The sequence below is a fragment of the Sphingomonas cannabina genome (assembly GCF_021391395.1).
Taxonomy (GTDB): domain Bacteria; phylum Pseudomonadota; class Alphaproteobacteria; order Sphingomonadales; family Sphingomonadaceae; genus Sphingomonas; species Sphingomonas cannabina.
The window spans coordinates 1,556,582-1,581,710 of the sequence record NZ_CP090059.1 but is presented as its reverse complement, the minus strand read 5'-3'; the positions used below and the strand labels follow the sequence as shown (position 1 = coordinate 1,581,710).

Below are 25,129 nucleotides of genomic sequence, written 5' to 3'. Positions count from 1 at the left end.
GATCTAGAGCGGCGGCCGGGCAGCGGCAATCAAGGCGCGGGCGGGGCCGGCGTCACGGCCGGCTCGACCGGCGCGGCCTCCGCCTGGACCGGCAAGGGCAGCTTCACGGGCTTGGCGGCACCGAACTGCCTGATCTCGATCGCGACCTCGCCGCCGGGGGTCTCGCGCAGCGGAAGGGTCACCGCGATGCGGCCGTCGTCGGCCATCGTCCAGGCGATCGGCCGCGAGGGTGAATTGCCCGATCGCAGGGCAATGCTTTCCACGCAGGCAGGAGCCGGCCCGCTCAACACCACCTTGTTGTCGCGCCCGACTGCCAGCGGCACGCCCTCGCCGGCGCTCCAGCCCGTGTCGCCGGGGAACTGCAGGTCGAATTGCGGGCCGTCGAACGGATCGAATCCCCAGAAGCCATGGAGCTGGGCGGTGACCGCGCCCTTCGGCGCGCCGGCGGGAATCGCACCCGCCCAGACATAGCCGCCGAGGTCCGGACGCGCCTTGACCGGCACGTCGAGAGTACGGCCCGACGCCGCGGCGAGCCGCACCTTCATGTTGCGCGCATAGCCGGTCGAATAGATCAGCGGCGCGCCTTCGACGGGAAGGACCGCATTCGGCCGGGTGGCGCAGATCGGGCGCTCGGCCGCATTGTGCAGCTGCGGCGGGCGATCCGGCCCGATCGCGGGCATCGAGACGACCATCACCGACTTGGGCTTGGCGAACGACGGCGCGGCGTTGAGGAGCAGCGACACGCGGTCGCCCTGCCGCAGGCTCAGCGTCGGAAGATAGCCGAACTGCGGATTGCTGAACGCGCCGAACACCCGGGCGATGTCGCGGACGACGCCGATATAGGGGCTGTAATAGCCGAGGCCGCCCTCACGCGTGTAGCTGAGCTGCAGGGCGAGATCGGTCGGCGCGCCGACCAGCGTCTCGCTCAGCGAGCTGGTGTGCACGTCGGCAAGGATCAGCGAGTCGCGGTTCTCGAGGAGGCACGCCGCCTGCTGCTCGATCACCTGGGCAAGGCAATCGGCGTTGAGCTTCATCGACAGGCTGCGCGCCAGCCTGGGGGCGATGCTCCTCAGATATTCGGGATGCGTGTCCTCCTGCGCGCGGATCGCGGCCATGAAGACGTTGAGCCGCGAGCGGTCGAGCGACGCTTGGTTGAGATCCTGCGTCGCCCGGACGAACTCGCCCGGCCGCCCGCGCACCGCGTCGGTGATGGTGTCGGACGCTCCGCCGGTCTCGGGAACCAGGAACAGGACCAGCTGCCGCGCCCCCTCCGGCACCGTCAGGGCAAGGCGCTTGTCCTTGGCCTTGCGCTTCCAGGTCTCGGCGGTGCGGATCCAGTCCTTGGGCGGCGGGTTGGTCGCGCCGCTGAGGAAGGCGGACAGCAGCAGGAAGCGGGCGCGCTGGTCCTCCGGCAGGTCGGCGGCGATCGTCAGCTTGTCCCCCTCCGCCAGCGCCGGCACCTCCCCGATCGGCAGCGTGACGCCGTTACGCGTGACGGAGATGCCGAGCGCCGGCCCCGGCAGGTCGAACGGCGCCGGGTCCGCGGCGGGCAGCGGCGACAGGGCAAAGGGCGCCAGCAGCAGCGCGGCGGTGATGGCGAAGCCCGCGGGCATCGACCGTCGTTTACGCAAAACCATGCGGTTTTAATGCTCTATCGCCGCTCAGGATCAAGCCCGCCGCGCCCCGACGTGCCGATGCGCGGTCGAGAGTGGGTCAGGCGGCGGGAATAAAATCGTGGAATTTCAAACGGGAGGCGATGGTGGAGCTGAGGGGAATCGAACCCCTGACCTCTGCAGTGCGATTGCAGCGCTCTCCCATCTGAGCTACAGCCCCGCACTCCCGGTCCCGCCCGGCCGTGGCCGTCGGGAGGCGCTCCCTTAGCGGCATGGTTCGGGCGATGCAACGCCCATCGCGCAAGCTTTTTTCTCAACGCCCGGCTGGCCCGTTTCGTCGCCCCGGGCGCCTTCCGGCGCGGAACATTCGCTGTCGTCGTCCTTTGATTCCCCGGAGGAGCCGCCGCCGTCGCGGCGCGCATCCAGACAGGTTCGAAGGAAGGATGCAGGACATGACCGACCGTTTCCGCAACGACGATTTCACGCGCGACTATGACCGCGAGGAACAGGACTATGGCCGCGACTACGGATCCGGCCGCGACTACAGCTATTCGAGCGCCCGCAACTACGAGGCCGCCGGAGTGATCGGCCCGCGCTACGACCGCAATTTCCGCGGCGGCGGCACCGGCTATGGCGGCGGCTATGGTGCGTCGTACGAGCGGCCCGGCGACTATGGCCGGCGCGGCTATGGCGAGCGCGATTATTACGGCTACCGCGGCCAGGGCTACGGCCAGCAGAATTTCGGCGGCGACTATCGCGGCGCCTATGCCCATGACGGACATCGCTTCACCGAAACCGGGCGCGGCGGATATGAGCGCGATTATCGCGGCGGCCGCGACGACTGGCGCGAGCGCGGCTATCGCGGGCGCCGCGACTTTGGCCGCGTGCCCGAGGGCTACGACTATGAGGACCGCGGCTTCATGGCGCGGGCAGGCGACGAGGTCCGCTCGTGGTTCGGCGACGAGGATGCCGAGCGCCGCCGCGAACTCGACCAGCGCTATGACGAGCGCATGGGCTATGGCGAGCGTGGTCAGAATTGGGCGGGCTACGGCCACCACGACCGCGACTATCACAACTGGCGCCGCTCGCAGATCGACGCGCTCGACCGCGACTATGACGAATATCGCCGGGAGAATGCGCGCCGGTTCGAGAGCGAGTTCGGCACCTGGCGCTCGAACCGCCAGACCCAGCGCAGCGCGCTGCAGCAGGTCGAGGAGCATATGGAGGTGGTCGGCTCCGACGGCGAGCATGTCGGCACCGTCGACTGCGTCCGCGGCGACCGTATCGTCCTGACCAAGAGCGATGCCGACGCGGGCGGCCGCCATCACTCGATCCCGTCGAGCTGGATCCAGTCGGTCGACGGTAAGGTGACGATCATCAAGTCGGCCGAGGAAGCGAAGACGCACTGGCGCGACGAGGAGCGCTCGAGCGCCTTCTTCGGATCGGATCGCGACCGCGATCGCGACACCGGCGAGGGCACGACCAACCTCAACCGGAGCTTCTCCGGCACCTATTGAGCCGGCCGGGCGCCTGCCCGATCCAGCTATGGAACGCCCGGGCCTCGCCGCCCGGGCGTTTTCGCATCACGCGCTTGCGGTGCGGGCGCGGCGGCCATACCCATGGCTCGAAAGCCAATGGGAGAGCGACGATGCCCCGCGCCTGGACCCTCGAACGCCGCCCGCAGGGATTGCCGCAGGCCGGCGACTTTGCGCTCAGGGAGATCGAGCCGTCCGCGCTCCGCGAAGGCGAGATCCGGGTGCGCAACCTGTGGCTGTCGGTCGACCCCTATATGCGCGGCCGGATGAACGACGCGAAGAGCTATGCCGCCCCCTATGCGCTCGGCGAGCCGATGACCGGCGGCGCGGTCGGCAAGGTGGTCGAGAGCCGGGCCGACGGCTTCGCGCCGGGCGATCTCGTCCAGCACATGCGCGGCTGGCGCGAGGAGGCGGCGCTGCCCGCGGACGAGGCGCAGAAGCTGCCGGCGCTCGACGTGCCGCCGCAGGCGTTCCTGGGGCAGCTCGGGATGCCGGGCATGACCGCCTATTTCGGCCTGCTCGACGTCGCCGAGGCCAAGCCGGGCGAGACGGTGTTCGTCTCCGCCGCGGCGGGCGCGGTCGGATCGACCGTGGTCCAGATCGCCAAGGCCAAGGGAATGACGGTGATCGGCTCGGCGGGCGGGGCGGAGAAATGCGCCTGGGTGCGCTCGCTCGGCGCCGACCAGGTGATCGATTACAAGGCCGGGCCTGTGCTGGACGGGCTGCGCGCGGCAGCGCCCGACGGGATCGACGTCTATTTCGACAATGTCGGCGCCGGCCATCTCGATGCTGCACTCGCCGCGGCGCGGCTGCATGCGCGTTTCGCGATCTGCGGGATGATCGACGTCTACAACAGCGCCGAACCGACGAGGCTGCGCTACCTCGCCCGCGTGATCGGCGCACGCATCCGTATCACCGGCTTCCTGGTCTTCGACCATATGCACCGCGCGGACGAGTTCTACCGCGGCATGGGCGCGCTTCTCGCCGCCGGGCAGCTCAGGCGGGAGGAGACGGTGGTCGACGGGATCGAGGCGATGCCCGACGCCTTCCTCGGCCTGTTCAGCGGCGCCAACACCGGCAAGATGCTGGTGCGCCTCTGAGAGACGGCGACAGGCGCCGGAAACCCGCGGAAATCCGTCGAAGGTCACGAAAGTCACGGGTAGAGCGGGCCCCTTTCCGGATTGCGTTTCTGGTGTCGGATTGCCCCGAAAATGTTGACTAAATTGACTCGGGGCAGGTGCACGCGAGCCGGCACGTGGGAACGCGGCGCCGACGCGACAGGGATGCGACGGCAACGCGACAGCGGCGCGACACCGGCGCGCCAAGGGCGCGACAGAGGCGCGCCAGCAGCGCGACGCTGACGCGCCAGGGATGCGGCGGGGACGCGACAGCGGCGCGACGCGGGATGGGATCGACAGGATCAAAGAGCGGGCCGGCGCCTCGCGCAGCTCGGACCCGACGAGCCAAGCAGGCGAAATCCTACATTGCAAGGCGTGAGAGACGGCGGCCATCCCGGTTCCGGATCGCACCCGGCATATCGAGCGCAAGCACGCGCCTCGGATGACCGGTCTACGGCATGGAAAGTTCGGGACGCTTGCGCTTCCTGTGCGAGCAGGCTAGACACTGAACTATATGGTTCAGTATTCAAGCCCTCCCCTCGATCTCTCGTTTGCGGCGCTGTCCGATGCGACCCGCCGCGGGATCATCGATCAGCTTGGGCGAGAGAGCGCGTCGATCACCAGTCTCGCGGACAAGTTCCAGATGACGCTGACCGGCATGAAGAAGCACGTCCAGGTTCTCGAGCGGGCGGGGCTCGTCGTCACGCAGAAGGTCGGACGGGTGAGGACCTGCAAGCTCGGGAAACGCGGCCTCGAGGCGGAGGCCGAGTGGATCGAGGCGCATCGCAAGCTGTTCGAGGCCCGCTTCGACGCATTGGACGAAATCATCAGCGAAATGAAACAGGAGGGAAGCGATGAATCAGCAGGTTAGCAGTGCAGGCGGTGCGCAGAACCGCACGTCAATCGAGCGCAGAGGGGATCGCGAACTCGTCGTAACGCGGGCATTCGATGCGCCGCCGAGCATGGTTTACCGGGCGTGGAGCCAAGCTGAGTTGTTCCAGCGCTGGTGGATGCCAAGATCGGCATCCGGCGTTTCGCTGGTATCGTGCGATATGGACGTCCGTACCGGCGGCAAATATCGCCTGGAATTCAGCGCCGGCGGTTCGGATACCATGGCCTTCTACGGCAAGTATCTCGAGGTGGTGCCGAACGAGCGCATCGTCTGGACCAACGACGAGGGCGAAGAGGGCGCGGTCACGACCGTGACCTTCGAGGACCAGGGCGGTAAGACGCTGCTGCGTTTCCACGAAGCCTATCCGTCCAAGGAGGCGCTCGAGGAAGCACTGCAGGGCTCGGCGGCCGCATTGCCGGAGCAACTGGAGCAACTCGACGAATTCCTTTCCAGCATCGGCGAGTAGCGCGGGTCGGGAAAATCGCCTCGGGGAACGTCTGCTTTTGAGAAAGGACTCCATCGGCCTTTCCGGCTGGAGCCGAGCGCGCATCCGCCGAACCCCTGTCGCTGCCCCAACGACGGCTAACCACCAGCCTCGACCGTTCCCCGTTACCAGCTCACCGCCTAGTCGATCGACCCGCTGAACGTGTCGCACTGCGCGGGGTCGCCCGTCTCCAGCCCGCGGCGGAGCCAGCGCATGCGCTCGTCGGAGCTGCCGTGGGTGAAGCTGTCGGGCACCACCGTCCCCTGCGCCTGGCGCTGGAGCGTGTCGTCGCCGATCGCGCGGGCGGCGGTCATGCCCTCCTCGACGTCGCCGGGCTCCAGGCGGCCGCTCTGCTTGGCCCAGACGCCGGCGTAGCAATCCGCCTGCAGCTCGAGCCGCACCGAGAGCTGGTTGCCCTGCACGCGGCCGGCGCGCTGCTGGGCCTGCTGCACACGCTGCGAGGTGCCGGTCAGCGTCTGGATGTGATGGCCGACCTCGTGCGCGATCACATAGGCCTCGGCGAAGTCGCCCTTGGCGCCGAAGCGGTTCTGGAGCTCGTCGAAGAAGCTGGTGTCGAGGAAGACGCCGTGATCAGGCGGGCAGTAGAATGGCCCGGCCGCAGAGGTGGCGGCGCCGCAGCCCGACTGGGTGCCTCCCTGATAGAAGTTGAGCGTCGGCGGCTGGTAGCGCTGTCCGCTCGCGGCGAAGAGCTTGCCCCACACCTGCTCGGTGCTGGCGAGCACGCGGCAGGAGAACAGCCGCTCGGCGGTGTTGCAGACCTTGGCGCCCGTGCCGCCCGCGGTCGACGCGCCCTGCTGCGTCGGCGCGAGCGAGCCTCCGCCGCCGCCGAGCAGGCCGCCGCCACCGCCGCTCATCATCACATAGACGAGGCCGACGACGACCAGCAGGCCGATCGTGCCGCAGCCCATCCTCCGCCCGCTGAACAGCAGGGGCAGCAGGCCGAGCAGCGGAAAGCCGCCGCCTCCGCCCCTGCCGCCGGAACCGAGATCGCGGACGTTTTCGCTTGGATCGAGATCGTCGAGCCGCATTGCCCGGCCTCCCCTGATTGCCGTCCGGCCATGAATGCGCCGGGATCGCCGCAGTTGCAATCGCTTCCCGCTGCCCGGCCAACGTGAACCGGATTTCATTTGCCCCGACTCGCTGCACTGCGGCATGAGAGCGGCGATGGCCGATGCCGAGCCCCAGGCGAAACGCCCTACCCGCTCGCGGGCGGCGGCGCTGCCGCTGCCGGAATGCGTGGCGCTGGTGCTGCAGGGCGGCGGCGCGCTCGGCAGCTACCAGGCCGGCGTAATCGAGGCGCTGGGCGAGGCCGACGTCGAGGTCGACTGGGTTGCCGGCATCTCGATCGGTGCGGTCAACGCCGCGATCGTCGCCGGCAATCCGCCCGAGCGGCGGATCGAACGGCTCCAGGCCTTCTGGGACACGGCCACCTCGGCGCTGCCGAGCTTTCCCATCTATCCGCAGGACCAGGTCCGCGAGTTCGTCCACGAATGGTCGGCGGGCGCGGTGATGCTGATGGGCGTGCCGGGCTTCTTCACGCCGCGCCCCGTCCCGCCGACGTTCGCGACGCCCGGCACTCCCGAAGCGCTCAGCTTCTATGATTCGGCGCCTCTCGCAAAGACGCTCGACGCACTGGTCGACTGGGATCTGCTCAACAAAGGGCCGGTGCGGCTGTCGGTCGGTGCGGTCGACGTCGAGAGCGGCAACTTCCGTTATTTCGACACCACCACCGACCGCATCGACGCGCGCCACATCATGGCATCCGGCGCGTTGCCGCCGGGGCTGCCGCCGGTCGAGATCGACGGGCGCTGGTATTGGGACGGCGGGCTCGTCTCCAACACGCCGCTGACGCATGTGCTGGACCATCAGAGCTGCGACACCTTGGTGTTCCAGGTCGACCTGTTCTCCGCCACGGCGGAGATGCCGCGCACGATCCTGGACGTCGCGGCGCGCGAGAAGGAGATCCGCTTCTCCAGCCGCACGCGCGCCATCTCCGACGAACGGCTGAGGCTGCGCCGGGAACGCGAGGCGATCCGCAGGATGCTCGCCAAGCTGCCGCCCGAGCTGTGCGAGATGCCGGAGGTGCGCAGGCTGGCCGACGAGGCCGACGAATGGCCGGTCAACATCGTCCACCTGATCTACCGCGCCAATGCCTGGGAAGGCGGCGCGCGCGACTTCGAGTTCTCGGCGCGGACGATGCGCGAGCATTGGACCGCCGGCCGCGCCGCGGTGGACGAGACCATCGCCAACGCGCAGCTCGTCGCCAGCAACATCCTCGACGGCAAGACCGCCGCGTTCGACCTCACGCGGCGGTAGGCCGTGTTTCTTCCCCCACCGTTCGTGTCGAGCGAAGTCGAGACACGGCACCGAGCCGAGCGAGGCCGCCTTGCCTCGTCCGGCAAGGTCCCTCGACTTCGCTCGGGACGAACGGATTTGAACTAGGAGTCAGCTATGTTCCTCAAGGGCAAGACCGCTCTCGTCACCGGTTCCACCTCGGGCATCGGCCTCGCCTATGCCAAGGCGTTCGCGGGCGCGGGCGCGGCGGTGGTGATCAACGGCTTCGGCGACGCGGCGGCGATCGAGGCGGAGCGGGCCAAGCTCGCCGAGGCGAGCGGCGCCGGCGCGCTCTACGACGCCGCCGACATGACCAAGCCGGACCAGATCGCGGCGATGGTCCAGCGCTGCCACGACGAGCTCGGCGGCCCTGACATCGTCGTGATCAACGCCGGCATCCAGCACGTCTCCCCGATCGAGGAGTTCCCGATCGACAAATGGGACTCGATCATCGCGATCAACCTCAGCTCCGCCTTCCACGTGATGCGCGCCGCGGTGCCGCACATGAAGGAGAAGAAGTGGGGCCGCATCATCTCGACCGCCTCGGCGCACAGCCTGGTCGCCAGCCCCAACAAGTCGGCCTATGTCGCCGCCAAGCACGGCATCGCCGGCCTCACCAAGACGGTGGCGCTGGAGACGGCGACGTTCGGCATCACCGTCAACGCGATCTCGCCGGGCTATGTCTGGACCCCGCTGGTCGAGAACCAGATCCCCGACACGATGAAGACGCGCGGGCTGACGCGCGAGCAGGTGATCAACGACGTGCTGCTGGAGGCGCAGCCGACCAAGGAGTTCGTCCAGCCCGATCAGGTCGCCGCGCTCGCGCTGTTCCTGTGCCGCGACGAGGCGGCGCAGATCACCGGCGCCAACCTGACCGTCGACGGTGGGTGGACCGCGGAATAGAGGCGCTTGGCAGCGGCGCCGCGGACGGGCACAGTCGCAGCCGATGCGCAGCCTCCCCGCCCTGCTCGCCTGTTCGCTGCTCGCCGCCTGTGCGGGCAAGGCGGAGAAGGTCTGCACCACCGCCGAGCCGGTCCATGCGAACTGGCGCGCGGTCGCCACCGATCCTGATCGCGACCGGCTTCGGCGCTGGCGCGACGCGTGGATCGAGGCGCTCGACAAGGCCCGCGGCGCCGGCAAGGGCGCGGAGATCACCGCCGGCGGGGCGCTGTTCGAGCCCGACCTGGCGCTCACCGGAGCGATGCCGCCCGCCGGCGACTATCGGTGCCGCACCTTCAAGCTCGGCGCCAAGGAAGGGTCCGCCGCGGCGGAGTTCACTGCCTATCCCTGGTCGCGATGCCGGATCGAGGCCGACGGCGACGTCCTCGGCTTTCGCAAGGACGACGGTCCGCAGCGTCCGATCGGGCGCATCTACCGCGAGAGCAATGCGCGGGCGATCTTCCTCGGCACGCTGACGTTCGGCGACGAGATGGTGCCGGTCCAGTACGGCCGCGATGACGCGCGCGACATGGCGGGGGTAGTCGAGCGCGTCGGCGAGCGCCGCTGGCGGATCGCCTTGCCCTATCCCGCATACGAATCGCTGCTCGATGTGATCGAGCTGGCGCCTGCGGCTTAGCTGTCGATGCTTCCATCACCCCTCTCCCTTTGGGAGAGGGAGGGGCCCGCCCGGCGTAGCCGGGTGGGAGGGTGAGGGTGACCACACCAGCCGTAGTCACCCTCACCCTCCCGCCGCTTCGCAGCTCCTTCCCTCTCCCAAAGGGAGAGGGACAGTGGGCGACTGCTTGATAGCCTGACCGTCAGGCGTCTTCCTGCCGCGCCTTCTCCTCCTCCTCGCTGTAGCCCGATGACTTCGGCGGTTCGTGGCTGTGGATCGGCTGGGTCGAGGCGGGCGGATCGCTCGCGTCCATCGACTCGTCGAGCGCGCGGTCGAGCCGTGCCTCGCGGCTGTCGGGACGGCGCTGGAGCCGCTCCTGGATCGACTCGTCATGGCCGGCATCTTGCTTCTGCCCCGGCGCCTTGGCGGCGTCGGGCGCGGCCGACGTCTTCTTGTCGTGCTTGTCCTTCACGTCGTTCATGGCCTCTCTCCTGGGCGTTTCAGGAGAGTAACGAATGGTGGCGGCACCCCGTTCCGGCAGCCGGCCGCGGAAATGAAAAGGCCCGGCGAGTCTCCCCGCCGGGCGAAGGTGGTTCCGTTCCCGCTTCCGTCAGTTGCGGCTGCTGCCGAAGAGGCGGAGGATGAACAGGAACATGTTGATGAAGTCGAGGTAGAGGCTCAGCGCGCCCAGGATCGCGGTCTTGCCGGCGATCTCGGTGCCCTGCACCTCGAAGTAGAGGCTCTTGATCTTCTGCGTGTCATAGGCGGTGAGGCCCGCGAACAGCAGCACGCCGATCACGCTGATCACCAGCCCCATCGGACCCGACTGCAGGAACAGGTTCACCAGGCTCGCCACGATCAGGCCGACCAGGCCCATGATCAGGAAGGTCCCGAACGGCGCCAGATCGCGCTTGGTCGTGTAGCCGTAGAGGCTGAGGCCGGCGAACGCTGCCGCGGTCGCGAAGAAGGCGCCCGCGATCGAGGTGTTGGTATAGGCCAGGAACACCGTCGACAGCGACAGGCCCATCACCACCGCGAAGGCCCAGAACAACAGGCTCATCGTGCTCGTCGCCATGCGGTTCGCACCGAAGCTCAGCGCCATCACGAAGCCGAGCGGCGCCAGCATGATCACCCAGGCGAGCGGGGTCGTCATCACCGTGGCGGCCGCGCCCGAATAGGCGAAGACCAGCGCGACGATGCCCGTCAGCAGCACGCCCGAGGCCATGCGGTTGTAAACCGACAGCATGTAGGACCGGAGCCCCTCGTCATACGCGCCCGCGCGCGCGGCGGCCGGCGCGAAATTCGCGGCGCCCATCCGGGGGTCAGACCAGTTTGCCATTTTCAAACAGCTCCTTTGCCCGGCAATATGCCGGATGCGCTGAATATCGCCCTTGGGCCGTCCGCTTTCAAGCGAAACCGGGATCGCTTCGTCCGTCAGCAACATTTAGACACAGAAATCATGCACAGGCTCTTCGTCGGATTGAGGCCCCCTCAGGCGGTGCGCGACAGGCTGCTCGCGGTGATGGGCGGCATCCCCGGCGCGCGTTGGCAGGACGACGGCCAGCTCCACGTCACGCTGCGCTTCGTCGGCGAGGTCGACCGGCCGCAGGCGGAGGACATGGCCGCGGCGCTGGACACGATCCATGCGCCGCCGCTGGACCTGGCCGTCGCCGGCGTCGGCGCGTTCGACAGCCGGGGGCGGGTCAACACCTTGTGGGCCGGCATCCGTCCGACCGAGGCGATCACCGCGCTCCATCACAAGATCGATGCGGCGCTGGTCCGCGCCGGCTGCGAGCCCGAGCGCCGCGCCTATCTGCCGCACGTCACGCTGGCGCGGCTGAACGTCCCGCGCGAGGCGGTCGAGCGCTTCCTCGCGGACCAGGCGGGCCTCGCCGGCCCGCCCTTCACGCTCGACCATTTCCTGCTGTTCGAAAGCCATCTCGGCCGCAGCCGGGCGACCTACGAACCGGTCGCGCGCTATCCGCTCGCGGGTTAGCCGCGCCGGAACACTCCGCAGGCAAGCCGCGCGCCGCTGTTGCCAGACGGGTCGGTCTTGAGGTCGTCCGCCGCGGCATGGATCACCAGCGCCGCGCCGTCGGCATCGAGCATCCCGTCGAGCGTGCCCGACGGCAGCATGAAGGTAAGGCTGCCGCGCCCGTCCGCCCCGATGGTGAGGTTCGGCATGTCGCCGGCATGGGGGCCCTGCGGATTCTCGGTGCCATGCTGCTTGCCGGCCGGGTTCCAGTGCGAGCCCGCCGTGGTGAAGTCGGGCGCATCGCAACGGCCGACGGTGTGGACGTGGATGCCGTGCACGCCGGGCGGCAGCGAGCGCGCCTCGACGCTGAGATGGATCATGCCGCCGTGCTCGGTGCCGACCGCACGTCCCACCCGCGTGCCCTTCGCATCGGCGAGGTCCGCGACCGCGGAGCCGGCCGCAGGTGCCGCGGCCTCTGCCGCGGAGGTGGTTCCCTGGTTCGCGCAACCCGCCGCGATCAGCAGCGCGGCCGCCGCCAGAATCCTGGTCATCGCCATCTCTCCCTTGTTCCACCACGGAAATGGTCCGGCAGGATAGAGGTTCCGGCCGGATGCCGGCTTCTGTGCCGGGACGGGACGCCAGGCAAGAAAAAAGCCCCGACCGGAGCCGGGGCTTCTGTCCTTTTGAACGGATTGCGTGCGGCTTAGCCGTTCACGCCACCCGCGCCGTCGCCGCCATCCCAGTGACCGGTCGAAAGCCAGTCCCAAAGGCCGCGCGCCGGGCGCTGCATCTTCTTCATTGCTCAGCTCCCTGAAGATTCCACCTGTGCCGCCACGGGACGGCACGCAGGGAGCGCTTTATCAAAGCGACGGCTCGTTTACAATATATTTACCATTTTCAGAATCTTAATTCGGGACATCAGGCGGCGCTCGACTTGTGATCCTCCAATAGCAGCTTAGTCAGCCCCATCAGCTTCATCGGCCGTCCGATGAGATAGCCTTGCGCACGATCGCAGCCGAGCTTCGTCAACTCGGTAAGAACTTCGCGACTTTCAACGCCTTCTGCGACGACGCTCCTACCCAATGAATGCGCTAGCTCTATCGTCGACCGCACCATGACGCGGTCGCTGGCGTTACGATCGAGCGACGCGATGAAACTGCGGTCGATCTTCACTTCGGTCGCGGGAATCCGCTTGAAATATTCGAGCGTCGAGAAGCCGGTGCCGTAATCGTCGATCGATACGTTGATGCCGAGCGAGCCGATTTCCTCCAGCGTGCGAATCGAGGCCCGGCCGCTCGTCATCGCCGCCGATTCCGTGACTTCGAGCGTCAAACGCTCGGGAGCGAGGCGCGCTTCGGCAAGCAACCTGCGGACAAGCGAGACCAGGCCCGGCTTCTCGAGCAACCGAGCGGAGATATTGACTGCGACGTCGAGCTCCACATTGCGCGCCGCAAAGGAGGCTGCCGTCTTGATCGCATCGGACAGGACGAACTCGGTAAGCTTGTCGATACGATGATGCTGCTCGGCCGCGAGCACAAACTCCTGAGGGCTGACCTCTCCCTTCTCCGGATGCGACCAGCGCACCAGCGCCTCCGCGCCGACGATGCGTCCCGACGCAAGGTCGAGCTGCGGCTGGTAGGCGACCCAGATTTCGCCGCTGTCGATCGCGGCGTCGAGCCGTCCGAGCAGCGATAGCTTCCACTCGGCATCGGCCAGCTTCGCGGGATCATAAGCCTTCCAGCGCAGCCCTTCGGCGGCCGCCTCATCGGCGGCGACCAAGGTTGCGGCGATCCGGTTCGCCAGACTGCGGTTGCTACCGGCATCGACGCCGAAGGTGACGGCGAGGTCAACCGCACGACCATCGATCAGCGCCGGGCTTCGGAACAGGGCATGGAGCGCCTCCAGCTGATCCGCACCGGCGATCTCGGCATTGGAGGTCCAGACGAAAATGCCCTCGTCCCCCTGATAGATGCGAGCACCGCGCGCGCCGAGCGCCAGCCGGGAGACGATCTGGTTGATCAGCGCGCGCTCGCTTTCAGGCGGAAGCGCCGAACTGATCTCGGCGAAGTTCCGTACGCGCGCGGCGACCAGCACGGCATCGCTGGGCACATTCTCGCCGCGCAGGGCATTGAGGTTGGGCAAGCCCGACAAGGCGTTGATGTTCCCGCGAACCTTGTACGACTGGCGGAATTTCGCCCAGGCATGGCTCACCACGACGATCCCGACGAGCAGTGCGGCGGGGATCACCTGAAAGAAGATCAGGTTCATTTCGGCGATGCACGGCACGATCGTAACGCCCAGCGCGGCAGCTGCGAGCGCGAGACGGCCGACCCAACGCCGTCGGGCCAACAGGTTGATTGCCGCCAGGAGGAGGCCGATGCCGAGCGCCGGCAACCAGCCCAGGTCGATCGGGCGTCCCTCCTTGAGCGTCTCGCCGCCAAGAACATTGATGAAGCCGCCGTTCACCTGCCCCTGGCCGGGGACATAATAGACGTCGCCCATCTCCTGGGACGCGGCGGCGATGACGACATCCTTGCCGCGAAGCCGCTCGGCCAAACCTGGCGGGCCGGCCAGAACCTCGGCTGCATTGACGGTCGGCAACCGCTCGATGTCGATGGCGTAGTCGATCGGGAATTGAATGTCGGCGGGGCCGGCGACGTTCGCCAGCGTGGCCGCAAGCGAGGATGTCGTGACTCCGCGAATGTTGCTTGCGTACGGCAGCGTCCGGACGGACATCGTGCCGCTATAGCGGACGTTGACGCTCACCAGCCGGCTGACCGCACGAAGCGGGGGGATCGGCAGCTTCTCACTGAAGCCGCCGACACGGGCCGTGGCGCTATACCCGGCAAGATAGACATTGCCGGCGCGCTTCATCGCATCGACAAAGGCCCGATCCTCGCCGCGATGCGCGGGGGAGTTGAAGAAAATATCGAAGAATATCCGCTTCACGCCCGCTGCTTTCAGGCGATCCACCAGTTCGGCATGCCGGGTCCTGGGCCACGGCCAGCTTCCCACCTGCTCAAGGCTGCGGTCGTCGATTCCGATGACCACAATGTCACCGGACGGCGGGTGGGCCCGCATGGCATTGCGCGCCATCCGGTAATAATCTTCAATCGGCAGCCCCAGACCCAGCAAGCCCGTGACGAACGCTACCCCGAACGCCCACAGCAGAATCTTCACGCGGCTGGTCGGGCGCACCCCTGCGTTCGCGGAGGCGGTCGGATGGCCCCGCGGCTGCGCAAGCGGCAAGAAACGGCCAGAGATCACCCTGCCGGGCTAACGCGCCTTGGTTAACAAAGCTTGGCCGCCGGCCAAAGAATGTGGGAAATCAACGCATCGCCACACTGGAGCCGGCGATGCCTACAACGTCACCAGATTGTTGAGGTTGATGATCGGCAGCAGGATCGCAAGCACCATCAGCAGCACCATGCCGCCCATCAGCAGCAGCACCATCGGCTCGACCAGCGCGACCAAGGTCGCGACCAGCGCATCGAGCTCGCGCTCCAGCTCCGATGACGCGCGGCCGAGCGCGGGGGCGAGCTTGCCCGAGCTCTCGCCGCTCGCGACCAGCGCGGTCAGCATCGTCGGAAAGACATTGGCCTCGGCCATCGCCGCGCGCAGGCTGAGCCCTTCGCGCACGCGCGTCGCGACGTTGAAGGCGCGCTCGCGGATCCAACGGTTGGGGGTGACCGCCGCGGCGGCCTGGAGCGCCTCGACCAGCGGCACCGCGCTGTCGACCAGCGTCGCCAGGCTGCCGGCGAAGCGGGCGGCGTTGTGCTGGCGGACGAAGCGGCGGAACGGGCGGTGCTCGACGAAGAAACGATCGAGTCTCAGGCGGTTGGCGGGCACGCTCGCCCAGCGGCCGAACACGAGGCTTCCCGCCACGATCGCGAGGCCGAGCCACAATCCGTAATGCTGAAGGAAGGCGCTGATCGCGATCAGCGCTCGGGTCAGGAACGGCAGGTCGGCGCCGCGCGAGACGAACACGCGCACGATGTCCGGCACGACGTAGATCATCAGCATCACGATCACGCCGACCGATACGACCGCCAGCAGCGCCGGATAGAGCAGCGCGAGCTGGAGCTTCTGGCCGTTGGCCTGGCGCGTCTCGACGAAATTGGCGAGGTGGTTGAGGACATGCGCCAGCCGACCCGAGCTCTCGCCGGCCGCGACCGAGGCGCGGTAGAATTCGGGGAAGGCCTTCGGATGGTTGCCGAGCGCCGAAGCGAAGCTGCGCCCGTCGAGGATGGCGCCGCGCACGTCGAGCAGCAGCGAGCTGACCGCACCCGAATCCGATTGAGTGGCGACGAGGCGCAGCGCCTCCTCGACCGGGATGTCGGAGCCGACCAGCGTCGCGATCTGGCGGGTGAGCGTCGCGAGCTGGCGCGAGGTGACGCCCTTGCGCAGCCGCGGCAGGCGGAACTCGCCGAAGCTCGCGCGGCGATCGGACGCGGGCTCGACCGATAGGGGCAGCAGCGCCTGCTCGCGCAGCAGCGCGCGGGCGGCGACGGGAGACGAAGCCTCGACGATGCCCTTGCGGGTGGTGCCTGCCTTGTCGGCCGCTTTGTAGGCGTAGGCGGGCATTTAAAGATCCTCCCCGGCACGGGGAGGGGGACCGCCGCCGAAGGCGGTGGTGGAGGGGGCTCGCCGCTTGGCGAGTCGCTGGCGGAGAGCCCCCTCCACCATGCTGCGCATGGTCCTCCTCCCCGTGCCGGGGAGGATCTTGCGGGCTCTACTCACCCCTCCTCGCGCGTCACGCGCGCGACCTCTTCGACCGTCGTGATGCCGGCGCGGACCTTGGCGACGCCGTCGTCGAGCAGCGACGGGTTCTTCTTGCGCGCTTCCTTCTCGAGCTTGGCCTCCGACGCGCCCTCGTGGATCATCGCCTGCAACGTCTCGTCGATGGCCACCACCTCGTAGATGCCGGCGCGGCCGCGATAGCCTTCGCCATGGCAATGGTCGCAGCCGCCCGCGCGCCAGATCGGCTTGCCGGGCTTGAGCTCGCCGCCGAGCAGCCGCGAATCGGCCTCGGTCGCGACGTCCTGCCAGCGGCAATCGGGGCACAGCCGCCGCACCAGCCGCTGCGCCGCGAGGCCGACCAGCATCGGCGCGAGCAGATAGCGCTCGACGCCCATGTCGATCAGGCGCGTGACCGACCCGATCGCGCTGTTGGTGTGGAGCGTCGACAGCACGAAATGGCCGGTCATCGCCGATCGCACCGCGACCTCCGCGGTCTCGTGGTCGCGGATCTCGCCGACCATGATCACGTCGGGGTCCTGGCGCAGGATCGCGCGCAGGCCGCGGGCGAAGGTCATGTCGGTGCGCGGGTTGACCTGGGTCTGGGCGATGCCGGGCAGCTCGTATTCGATCGGGTCCTCGACCGTCATGATGTTGCGCTTGCGGTCGTTGAGGCGGGTGAGCGCGGCGTAGAGCGTGGTGGTCTTGCCCGATCCGGTCGGGCCGGTGACGAGCAGGATGCCGTGCGGCCGGTCGAGCAGGCGCGTGAACACCTCCTGGTCGCGCTCGCTCATGCCAAGGCCGCCGAGGTCGAGCTTGAGCGAGCCCTTCTCGAGCAGGCGCATCACCACCCGCTCGCCATGCTGGGTCGGGATGGTCGAGACGCGCGCGTCGACGTCGTGGCCGCCGATGCGCAGGGTCACGCGGCCGTCCTGCGGCACGCGCTTCTCGGCGATGTCGAGCTTGGCCATCACCTTGATGCGGCTGACCAGCAGCGGCGCCAGCGCGCGCTGCGGCTCGACGATGTCGCGCAGCACGCCGTCGATGCGGAAGCGGACCACCAGCCTTTTCTCGGTGGTCTCGACATGGACGTCGGAGGCGCCTTCCTTGATCGCCTCGAGCAGCAGCGCGTTGATCAGGCGGATGACGGGCGAATCATCACGGGTGTCGAGGAGATCGTCGACCGCCGCGGCCGAGTCGGCGAGCGCGGCGAGGTCGGTCGCGTCCATCTCGAACTCGGCGGCCTGCGCGGCGCCTTCGCCGTAGGTGCGCGACAGCTCGGCGGCGAATGCCTCCTCGGTCACCGGGACGAAGCTGGTCCAGGGGGCGATGCGCTGCACCTCCAGGATCGCGTCGAGCGAGGCGTCGGGGCGGTGGAGGCACACCACGCCGCCGGGATCGGCCTGGAGCAGCACGCCGCTGCGGCGTGCGAAGCCGTAGGGCAGCCGCGGCGGCGCGGCGACGAGCGTGTCGGTCATCCGCGGAACTCCACCGTCGCGCTGACCATGCCGGGTGCCGGGCGTTTGCGGATATCGACACGCGTGACCGAGAGGCTGCTGGTGCGGGCGATGTCGGCAAGCCAGTTCATCACCGCATCATAGCCCCCTTCGGCGATCGTCGCACGCACGCCGCCGGGGGTGGGTTCGGTCTGCGCGGTCAGGTTGAAGCTGTTCGCCGAGGCAGTGACGACCTCCGCGGGAGCGCCGGTGCGCGGTGCCGGGCCGGGAGCGGTGCCGAGCGTGCCGGCGGCGCGGACGCGTGCCTTGAGCGTGTCGTAGGTGCGGATGTCGGCAAGTGCCTGGGCACGGGCAGCCTGGAGCGGCTTCACCACGCCGAAGATGAGGACCAGCGCCGCCAGGATGATGCCGAGCCCGCCGACCATGACCTTCTCGCGCCGGGTGAGACCGGCCCACCAGGCGGTCAGGCGCACGACGATCGGCGAGTCGGTGAGGCGGAGCACGGTCATGCCGCCTCCGCGGTGATGCGGATGCCGTCGGCCGCCGTCGCGACCTTCGCCTCCACGCCGCCTTCGCGCAGCGCGGCGTTGATGCGGGCGGCGAGCGCGGGATCGGTCGAGTCGATCGCCATGGTGAAGATGCCGTCGGCGAGGGTCATCGCCTTGACCGGAACGGTGCCGCCGAGCGGTGCAAGCGCGGTCGAGATCCGCGCCGCGACCGGCAGGAAGGGGTCTGCGCCCCCTGCCCCCGCTCCGGCGGGCGGCAGCATGTCGGCGATCGTGCCGGCGAGGTCCTCGCCCGCAAGGTTCGCGCCCGGCGCCATGGTGGCGACCAGCGTCTTGAGGTCGTCGGCGCGGCGGTCGGCGATGCGCTGGAGCATCAGCGTGTCGGCGGCGGCGATGCCGGTGTGCGCGAGCAGCCCCAGCCCGGCGATCATCGCCAGGCGCCGGCCGAAGCCGGGCACGGCGCTGCGACGGCGGGCATAGAGACCCTGTCTGAGGTCGAGCGCGGGGTTGAGCACTCGGCGCGCGAGCGGCTCGGCGGCGATGGCGCCGGTGCCGGCCGCCATGTCCTCCGGCAACGGCGCGCCATAGGCGATCGCGCGCGGGCGGCCGGCTGCCTCCCAGGCTGTGCGCAGCATCGGCGCGGGGACGGCGAAGCCCGTTCCGTCGCCGGCACGCACGAGAGCGCGGGTGGTGCCGAGCTCGACCGCCCATTCGCCCTCGCCGGGCCTCGGCAAGGCGAGCGCGTCGGGCACCAGCGCGGCATGGTCGAGCCGGGCATCCTCGAGTCGCGCGATCCATTCGGCCATGCGGTCATGCCGCACCACCCCGACGAGGAACCGCTTCGGCGCGATTTCCGCGCCCAGCGCCAGATGCACGCTCTCGATCGGCTCGGCGATCATGTCCTCGATCGCGAAGGGCAGCGCCGCCAGCCGTTTGGCGCGTCCGGCGACCGGCAGGTCGACCGCGACCAGCCGCACCGCCTCGGTGGGGACCAGCACGGTGGCGGGTCCGTCCTCGTCGGCGGCGGTCAGCGCGTCGCCGTCGAGCGTCCAGACTCCGGCGGGGCCACTACCCCCATTGGACGAGCGCGCGCGGGCGCTGGCGTTTTCCCACGCTTCCGCTGTAATGGATGTGTCACGGGCGAGGGCCATGGGACCGCGAATGCGCATTGTTTTCCGACAGTTTCGTGACACCGTGGCAGCGCTTGCCGCCGCCCGCAAGGTTCGTGTGTCCCGCGCCGGAGAAGGCGGGGGCGAGGCGGGCGTGACCCTGGTCGAGATGATCGTGGTGCTGGTGATCATCGCGCTGATCGCCGCGCTGATCGTCCCCAACGTCATCAACCGGCCCGACCAGGCCCGCGTCACCACCGCGACCACCGACCTGCGCACTATCGGCGCCGCGCTCAAGATGTACCGGCTCGACAACGGGGATTACCCGACCACCGCGCAGGGATTGAAGGCGCTGGCGGAGAAGCCGGCCATGCCGCCGCTCCCGCAGGCCTGGTCGCCCGAGGGCTATCTGCCCGAGGTGCCGGTCGATCCGTGGGGGCATCCCTATGTCTATGAGTCCCCTGCCCCCGGCGGGTTCCGGCTGATGTCGCTCGGCAAGGACGGCAAGCCCGGCGGCGAAGGGCTCGACGCGGACATCGTGGGGAAGAAGTGAGGATCGCGCACCCTAGTTCCTCCCCGAGCTCGCTCGGGGAGGGGGACCGCCGGCGAAGCCGGTGGTGGAGGGGGGGCGCGCAGCGCCGGCTTCGCCGTCGTCCCCTCCACCAGCCTTCGGCTGGTCCCCCTCCCCGAGACAAGCTCGGGGAGGAATTAGGGATGACCCTGGTTGAGGTGCTGATCGTCCTCGTCATCATCGGCATCGCCGCCGGCGCGGTGTCGCTGAGCGTCGGCGCCGCCACCCGTGCGCCTTCGGTCGAGAGCGAGGCGCGGCGGTTCGCGCTGAGGCTGCAGGCGGCGGCGGACGATGCGATGCTGGGGGACCGCATGATCGCGCTCACCGCCGACAAGGGCGGCTACGGCTTCGCCCGGGTCAATGCCGACGGCACCATCCCCGGCGGCCGGCCCGAGATCGATCCGCACCGGATGCCCGGCGGCATCACCATGACGCTGTCGGAGCGCCCCCCGCTGGTGTTGGGCCTCGACGGCGCCGCCAAGCCGCTGGTCGCCACCGTCACCAGCGGGCGGCAGCGCTGGATCGTCCGCTACGACGGCCTCACCGCCGTCGCCATGCCGGCGTCGACGCCATGACAGCCGCGGGGGGGACCGGCAGCGAAGGCTTCTCGCTGATCGAGGCGCTGGTCGCGCTCGTGGTGCTGGCGATCGCCACGGTCGGGCTGATCGGCGCGGTCGAGCAGCATATCGATTCGACCCGCGCGATGGAGCGCCGCGCCGCCGCGATGTGGGTGGCGGAGAACCGGATGGCGGAGCTGACGCTCGGCGCGACCGGCGGCGATCAGGTGGCGATGCTGGGACAGGACTGGCAGGTCGGCGTGACGCGCACCGCCACCGACGACCCCGAGATCGCCAAGGTGCGGGTGCAGGTGTCTGCCGCCGGGGAGAAGACCCCCGCCGCGGTGCTCGACGGCTTCCTCGACCTGGGGCCGCGGGAGGGACGGCGCTCATGACGCAGGGCCGCTTCCAGCTCACCCCCTATCGCATCAAGCTCGCGCTCGACGTGCTGGCCGGGCTGGTGATCGTGTCGGTCGCCTTCGCGCTGGCGGGGCTGACCTGGCGGCTCGCGGGCCATGCCGGGACCGGTGCCGTGAGCGTGCCGGTGACCGCCCGCCCCGCCCCGCCGCCGCCAGACCTGGCGCCGGCGCTCGCGTTCGCACCGTTCGGGCGCGGCGCGCCCGGCGACGGCGCGGTGCCGACTGCGCTCCAGATCGAGCTCAAGGGGCTGGTGTTCGCGCGGCCGGCCGAGCTCGCCAGCGCCTTCATCGCGGCAGGCAGCGAGACCAAGACCTATCGCGTCGGCGAGACCATTGCCGGCGCGGTCATCGAGGCGATCGAGCCCAAGCGCGTCCTGCTGCGCAACAACGGCCGGCTCGAATCGCTCGCCTTCCCCGATCCCTTCGCCCAGCCGGCTCCGGCGCCCGCCGCGAGCCCGACGGGCGCGCCGGCCCCTGCCGCGGCACCCGGGCCCTCCGCGCCGCCGCCCCCTCCGGCCGTCCCGTCCGCCGCAACGCTGATGCAGCAGTTCGGCGCGCGGCCGGTCTCGGGCGGCTATCAGGTCGGCGACGGGGCCCCGCCCGGGCTCCAGTCGGGCGACGTCGTCCAGTCGCTCAACGGCGCGTCGCTCGGCAGCCCCGACGCCGCCCGCGACGCCTTGATGAAGGCGCAGCAGGACGGCACCGCCCAGATCCAGGTCCTTCGCGACGGCAAGCGGCTGACGCTCACCGTCCCCATCCGATAGGAAGCATTCCCGCCGTGGCCCATCCGATCCGCCTTTCCATGCTCGCGCTGATATTGGCGAGTTCCGCGCTGAATGCGCAGACCGAGCCGCAGGGCGCGCCCAACGACATCGTCGTCAACATGCGCGGCGTCGAGATCGCCGACGTCGCCGATCAGATCAGCCGGCTGACCGGCCGCACGCTGATCCTGGATCCCGCGGTCAAGGGCGTCGTCACCGTCACCTCCGCCGAGCCGCTGAGCCAGGCCGGCGTATGGGACCTGTTCCAGTCGGTGCTGCGCGCCAACGGCTTCGCGGCGGTGCGCTCCGGCCGCGCGTGGCGGATCGTGCCGGCGGCCAACGCCGTGCGCGACGGCGGCGTGCCCGGCCGCGGGGCGGGCGGGCAGGAGCTGGTGACGCGGATGATCCGCCTGTCCAACGTCCCCTCGGCCGATGCGGCGCGGATCGTGCGGCCGCTGGTCGCCACCTTCGGCTCGGTCGAGCCGCTCACCCAGCCCAATGCGATCGTCGTCACCGACTATGCCGACAACGTCCGCCGCATCGAGGCGCTGGCGCGCTCGCTCGACGGCGGCGGGGGATCGACCTTCACCACCATCGTCCTCAAGAACGGCAACGCCGCCGACATCGCCCAGTCGCTGCAGGCCGTGATGGGCGAAGGCACGCGCGTCGCGGGCGACGTGCGCAGCAACAGCATCGTCGTGCGCGGCACGCCTGCCGCGGTCGCCGAAGCACGGCGGATGGCGCAGGCGCTCGACGCGCCGGGCGGCGCGACGCCGGTGACGCGCGTGTTCCGCCTCAACTATGCCGACGCCGAATCGGTGACCGACGTGCTGCGCGGCATCCTGGGCGAGCAGGGCGCGGTCACCAATCCGGTCGCGCGCAGCCTTTCCCAGCGCCGCTCGCCGGGCGGCGCGAGCCCGACCGCACAGCTCGGCAACCTGATCGCGCAGAACGCGTCGAACCAGGCCAATGCCGCCGGCGCGCTGGCGGGCGCGGCCGGCCAGGGTGGCACGACGGGCAGCATCTCCACCGTCGGCCAGAACCAGCAGGAAGCGACGCCGCAGGGCTTCTCGACCCCCGACATCACCGTCCAGCCGGCGCCGGACATCAATGCCATAGTGGTGCGCGGCACGCCGAGCGCGGTCGGCAACATCGAGCGGCTGATCCCCGACCTCGACGTCCGCCGCCCGCAGGTGCTGATCGAGGCCGCGATCGCCGAGATCATCGGCGACGATGCCGAGCAGCTGGCCGTGCAGATCGGTACCTCCGCCGCAGCGCTCAGCCAGGTCGAGGGTGTCGGCACCTCGTTCGAGTCGCCTGGACCCTCACTGGCGAGAATACTCGGCGCGCTTGGCGTGCCTGCGGCAAATCTGCTCGGCGAGGGCTTGAGCGGGAATATCACGATCGGCGACGACTTCTCGATCCTGGTACGTGCGCTCGGCACCTCGACCAAGTCGAACCTGTTGTCGACGCCGCAGATCACCACGCTCGACAACAAGGTCGGCGAGATCGTGGTGGCGCAGGAAGTGCCCTTCCTCACCGGATCGATCATCACCAACAACGGCAACGCCGATCCCTTCAACACCATCGAGCGCAAGGACGTCGGCATCACCCTGCGCGTGCTGCCGCGGATCAACGCCGGCGACACCATCCGGCTGGAGATCAGCCAGGAAGCCTCGGCGATCTCGTCGACGCAGCTGTCGACCGCCGCCGACATCATCACCCAGAAGCGCGCGATCAACACCACCGTGCTCGCCGACGACGGCCAGACGATCGTGCTTGGCGGTCTCATCTCCGACGACCGGTCCCAGACCAAGAGCCAGGTGCCGCTGCTCGGCGACATCCCGGTGCTCGGCGAGCTGTTCAAGTCGCGGCGCGAAGGGCAGGTCAAGCGCACTTTGTTCATCTTCCTGAAGCCGACCATCCTGCGCGACGGCGCGGCGGCGAAGGCGGCGACCGACGAGCGCTATGCCAAGCTGCGCGGCCATGAGGCCACCGTGCGCGACAAGCGCAGCCTGCTGCTCAACCCGCCGGGGCCGCGGCTGACACTGGAGGTCAACGGGATCTACTGAGGCGCGGCCTCATCGCCGGCCGGCAGCGGTACGCGCAGGCGCTGGCCGCCGCGGGTGAAGAAGGCGGCGTCGATCGCGAGCGATTCGAGCGTCCAGCCGTCGACGCTCTCGCCCGGCCGCAGCGTGCGGCCAGTGCCGTCGCCCGACCGCACCATCGCCACCGCATCGCTGCCGATCCGGCCGACGATGCCGACGAGCTGCGGCGCGTCCGGCGGCAGCGGCGCCTCCGCCTCGGGTGACGTGGCGCCGAAGAGCGATCGGGAGAAGACGGCGGTCAGCGGCGGCGGCACGGGCGGCGCGGCAAGGGGCGCCGCCGGCCCGGCGGGTGCCACGGTGCGGTCCGGCTGAAGCAGCCAGAGCGGCATCGCCATCGCGATTCCCGCTGCCAAAGCCAGCACGACTGTCTCGAATCGGCTCAACGCCATGGCGCAACCAACTCGCCCTGGAGGCGGACGGCGCTCCCGCTCGCCTCGATCCGCCAGCGGGCGAAGCGGGCGAGCGGCGGCGTGCGCTCGATCGTGTCGGCCAGCGCGATCACCGCGTCCTCGGAGCCCGACAGCCGCACCCTGATCCGCGCCAGCCCGGCCGCGTCGGCGACAGGCGCGGCATCCTCGACCAACACCGCCCCGCGCCCGGCGAGCAGGCGGATACGCGCCGCGAGCAGCCGGTTGGCCGCATCGCGATCCGCCGCCGGCATCGCGAGGCCATCCTGGACCACCGATCGCGGAACCACTCTTTTCATCGACGCCGCGAGCCGGTCGCGCTCCGCCCGCGCCGCCGCCAGGTCGCCGAGCGCGGCGCACCCGAACGGCGCCAGCAGGATCGCGGCGGCCAGGCCCAGCGCCGCACCCCAGACGAGCGGCGGCAGCTTCATGCCCCTTCCTCGAACGTCACGACGATCGCCGCGTCGCCGCGCCGCTGGCCGGTATCGCGCAACCGCCCGGTCAACGGGTCGCGCCGCAGCGCCGAGCGCAGCTTGTCCGGGTCGGGTGCGGCGATATCGAGCGTCAACCGGCCGTCGCCGCCGCGCTCGGCTCGGACCAGCGTCGCCTCCGCCGGCAATGCCCGCGCGATTCCCTCCAGCGTCGCGCCGACTCCGGGGCGGGTCAGCAAGGGCGCCAGTTCCGCTTGACCCGCACTGCGCGCCGCCTCCACCGCCAGTCGCGGCGCGGCAGCGGGACGGAGCGCGGCGGCTTCACTCCGCGCACGATCCTCCATCAGCCGGGCACCGAGCAGGGTCGCCAGCGGCCCTGCCGCGAGCAGCACGGCCAAGGCCGCACCCAAGCGCCAGCCGCCGCGCAGATCGATGGCGGGTCGCGGCCGCATCAGCCTTTCGCGCACGCGATCAACAAGGCTCGGCGTCGGCGGCAGGGGATCGGGCGGCGGCAAATCCATGACATCGCCACTAGGCGA

The 25,129-nt window shown here is 69.6% G+C and carries 26 protein-coding genes and 1 tRNA gene; 13 read left to right on the top strand and 14 right to left on the bottom strand.

Annotation, left to right across the window (positions count from 1 at the left end):
- Positions 1–29 precede the first annotated feature (29 nt).
- Positions 30–1,613 carry a hypothetical protein gene (locus LZK98_RS07605; RefSeq protein WP_406694016.1) on the bottom strand — a complete coding sequence of 528 codons (1,584 nt, stop codon included), beginning with the start codon at positions 1,611–1,613 and terminating at the stop codon, positions 30–32.
- Between the two features lie 144 nt (positions 1,614–1,757).
- Positions 1,758–1,833, bottom strand: a tRNA-Ala gene (locus LZK98_RS07600).
- 232 nt (positions 1,834–2,065) lie between these two features.
- On the opposite strand from LZK98_RS07600, the gene LZK98_RS07595 reads away from it, so the two are divergent.
- The 4 genes from LZK98_RS07595 to LZK98_RS07580 all read left to right on the top strand — a co-directional run bounded on the left by LZK98_RS07595 (position 2,066) and on the right by LZK98_RS07580 (position 5,624).
- Positions 2,066–3,130, top strand: a complete 1,065-nt coding sequence (locus tag LZK98_RS07595; RefSeq protein WP_233785793.1) for a DUF2171 domain-containing protein — start codon at positions 2,066–2,068, stop codon at positions 3,128–3,130.
- 131 nt (positions 3,131–3,261) lie between these two features.
- The gene (locus LZK98_RS07590) at positions 3,262–4,248 is read left to right on the top strand and encodes an NADP-dependent oxidoreductase (RefSeq protein ID WP_233785792.1); all 987 of its coding nucleotides are present in this window, start codon (positions 3,262–3,264) and stop codon (positions 4,246–4,248) included.
- Between the two features lie 532 nt (positions 4,249–4,780).
- Positions 4,781–5,137, top strand: coding sequence for an ArsR/SmtB family transcription factor (locus LZK98_RS07585; RefSeq protein ID WP_233785791.1), 357 nt, complete (start codon positions 4,781–4,783; stop codon positions 5,135–5,137).
- Positions 5,121–5,624, top strand: a complete 504-nt coding sequence (locus LZK98_RS07580; RefSeq protein WP_233785790.1) for an SRPBCC family protein — start codon at positions 5,121–5,123, stop codon at positions 5,622–5,624. Before LZK98_RS07585 ends, LZK98_RS07580 begins: the two co-directional genes overlap by 17 nt.
- A 158-nt stretch (positions 5,625–5,782) precedes the next feature.
- Here the strand turns inward: LZK98_RS07580 and ypfJ are convergent, their stop codons facing one another.
- The gene (gene ypfJ / locus LZK98_RS07575; protein ID WP_233785789.1) at positions 5,783–6,691 is read right to left on the bottom strand and encodes a KPN_02809 family neutral zinc metallopeptidase; all 909 of its coding nucleotides are present in this window, start codon (positions 6,689–6,691) and stop codon (positions 5,783–5,785) included.
- Positions 6,692–6,827: 136 nt separating this feature from the next.
- Between ypfJ and LZK98_RS07570 the strand changes: the two genes are divergently transcribed.
- The 3 genes from LZK98_RS07570 to LZK98_RS07560 all read left to right on the top strand — a co-directional run bounded on the left by LZK98_RS07570 (position 6,828) and on the right by LZK98_RS07560 (position 9,573).
- Positions 6,828–7,979: a patatin-like phospholipase family protein gene (locus LZK98_RS07570; RefSeq protein ID WP_233785788.1), complete on the top strand. Its 1,152-nt coding sequence runs from the start codon at positions 6,828–6,830 to the stop codon at positions 7,977–7,979.
- 135 nt (positions 7,980–8,114) lie between these two features.
- Positions 8,115–8,900, top strand: coding sequence for a 3-hydroxybutyrate dehydrogenase (locus LZK98_RS07565; RefSeq protein WP_233785787.1), 786 nt, complete (start codon positions 8,115–8,117; stop codon positions 8,898–8,900).
- 43 nt (positions 8,901–8,943) lie between these two features.
- A complete protein-coding gene (locus LZK98_RS07560) occupies positions 8,944–9,573 on the top strand; it encodes a DUF4893 domain-containing protein (protein ID WP_233785786.1) in 630 nt (209 codons plus the stop codon).
- Positions 9,574–9,754: 181 nt separating this feature from the next.
- On the opposite strand, the gene LZK98_RS07555 is transcribed toward LZK98_RS07560, so the two are convergent.
- Both LZK98_RS07555 and LZK98_RS07550 read right to left on the bottom strand, forming a co-directional pair.
- Positions 9,755–10,033, bottom strand: coding sequence for a hypothetical protein (locus LZK98_RS07555; RefSeq protein ID WP_233785785.1), 279 nt, complete (start codon positions 10,031–10,033; stop codon positions 9,755–9,757).
- A gap of 129 nt (positions 10,034–10,162) precedes the next feature.
- Complete coding sequence (locus tag LZK98_RS07550; protein WP_233785784.1) at positions 10,163–10,891, bottom strand: Bax inhibitor-1/YccA family protein; 729 nt, start codon at positions 10,889–10,891, stop codon at positions 10,163–10,165.
- Between the two features lie 120 nt (positions 10,892–11,011).
- On the opposite strand from LZK98_RS07550, the gene thpR reads away from it, so the two are divergent.
- On the top strand, positions 11,012–11,548 hold the full coding sequence (gene thpR / locus LZK98_RS07545; RefSeq protein ID WP_233785783.1) for an RNA 2',3'-cyclic phosphodiesterase: 537 nt from the start codon (positions 11,012–11,014) through the stop codon (positions 11,546–11,548).
- On the opposite strand, the gene LZK98_RS07540 is transcribed toward thpR, so the two are convergent.
- From LZK98_RS07540 to gspL, 6 genes are all read right to left on the bottom strand, one after another.
- Positions 11,545–12,078 (bottom strand): superoxide dismutase family protein, encoded by a 534-nt coding sequence (locus tag LZK98_RS07540; RefSeq protein WP_406694012.1) that lies wholly within the window; start codon positions 12,076–12,078, stop codon positions 11,545–11,547. The genes thpR and LZK98_RS07540 overlap by 4 nt on opposite strands.
- A gap of 367 nt (positions 12,079–12,445) precedes the next feature.
- Positions 12,446–14,707, bottom strand: a complete 2,262-nt coding sequence (locus tag LZK98_RS07535; RefSeq protein WP_233785781.1) for an EAL domain-containing protein — start codon at positions 14,705–14,707, stop codon at positions 12,446–12,448.
- 180 nt (positions 14,708–14,887) lie between these two features.
- On the bottom strand, positions 14,888–16,111 hold the full coding sequence (locus tag LZK98_RS07530) for a type II secretion system F family protein (RefSeq protein ID WP_233785780.1): 1,224 nt from the start codon (positions 16,109–16,111) through the stop codon (positions 14,888–14,890).
- A 152-nt stretch (positions 16,112–16,263) separates the two neighbouring features.
- Positions 16,264–17,742, bottom strand: coding sequence for a type II secretion system ATPase GspE (gene gspE / locus LZK98_RS07525; RefSeq protein ID WP_233785779.1), 1,479 nt, complete (start codon positions 17,740–17,742; stop codon positions 16,264–16,266).
- Positions 17,739–18,230, bottom strand: a complete 492-nt coding sequence (locus LZK98_RS07520) for a type II secretion system protein M (RefSeq protein WP_233785778.1) — start codon at positions 18,228–18,230, stop codon at positions 17,739–17,741. The genes gspE and LZK98_RS07520 overlap by 4 nt, the downstream gene beginning before the upstream one ends.
- Positions 18,227–19,378 (bottom strand): type II secretion system protein GspL, encoded by a 1,152-nt coding sequence (gene gspL, locus LZK98_RS07515; RefSeq protein WP_233785777.1) that lies wholly within the window; start codon positions 19,376–19,378, stop codon positions 18,227–18,229. Before gspL ends, LZK98_RS07520 begins: the two co-directional genes overlap by 4 nt.
- Positions 19,379–19,388: 10 nt before the next feature.
- Here gspL and gspG point away from each other — a divergent pair, with 10 nt between their 5' ends.
- The 5 genes from gspG to gspD all read left to right on the top strand — a co-directional run bounded on the left by gspG (position 19,389) and on the right by gspD (position 23,716).
- Positions 19,389–19,889 (top strand): type II secretion system major pseudopilin GspG, encoded by a 501-nt coding sequence (gspG, locus tag LZK98_RS07510; protein WP_264757869.1) that lies wholly within the window; start codon positions 19,389–19,391, stop codon positions 19,887–19,889.
- Between the two features lie 161 nt (positions 19,890–20,050).
- Positions 20,051–20,482: a prepilin-type N-terminal cleavage/methylation domain-containing protein gene (locus LZK98_RS07505; protein ID WP_233785776.1), complete on the top strand. Its 432-nt coding sequence runs from the start codon at positions 20,051–20,053 to the stop codon at positions 20,480–20,482.
- Entirely contained in the window at positions 20,479–20,859 is a 381-nt protein-coding gene (gspI, locus tag LZK98_RS07500; RefSeq protein WP_233785775.1) for a type II secretion system minor pseudopilin GspI, read from the top strand. Before LZK98_RS07505 ends, gspI begins: the two co-directional genes overlap by 4 nt.
- Positions 20,856–21,647: a type II secretion system protein N gene (locus LZK98_RS07495; protein WP_233785774.1), complete on the top strand. Its 792-nt coding sequence runs from the start codon at positions 20,856–20,858 to the stop codon at positions 21,645–21,647. The genes gspI and LZK98_RS07495 overlap by 4 nt, the downstream gene beginning before the upstream one ends.
- A 14-nt stretch (positions 21,648–21,661) precedes the next feature.
- A complete protein-coding gene (gene gspD / locus LZK98_RS07490; protein WP_233785773.1) occupies positions 21,662–23,716 on the top strand; it encodes a type II secretion system secretin GspD in 2,055 nt (684 codons plus the stop codon).
- On the opposite strand, the gene LZK98_RS07485 is transcribed toward gspD, so the two are convergent.
- From LZK98_RS07485 to LZK98_RS07475, 3 genes are read right to left on the bottom strand one after another with little or no spacing between them, the layout of a single operon-like run.
- Positions 23,710–24,087 (bottom strand): hypothetical protein, encoded by a 378-nt coding sequence (locus tag LZK98_RS07485; RefSeq protein ID WP_233785772.1) that lies wholly within the window; start codon positions 24,085–24,087, stop codon positions 23,710–23,712. The two genes, gspD and LZK98_RS07485, sit on opposite strands and share 7 nt — an antisense overlap.
- A gap of 44 nt (positions 24,088–24,131) precedes the next feature.
- Entirely contained in the window at positions 24,132–24,590 is a 459-nt protein-coding gene (locus tag LZK98_RS07480; protein ID WP_233785771.1) for a hypothetical protein, read from the bottom strand.
- Complete coding sequence (locus tag LZK98_RS07475; RefSeq protein WP_233785770.1) at positions 24,587–25,111, bottom strand: hypothetical protein; 525 nt, start codon at positions 25,109–25,111, stop codon at positions 24,587–24,589. Before LZK98_RS07475 ends, LZK98_RS07480 begins: the two co-directional genes overlap by 4 nt.
- Between the last annotated feature and the right edge of the window lie 18 nt (positions 25,112–25,129).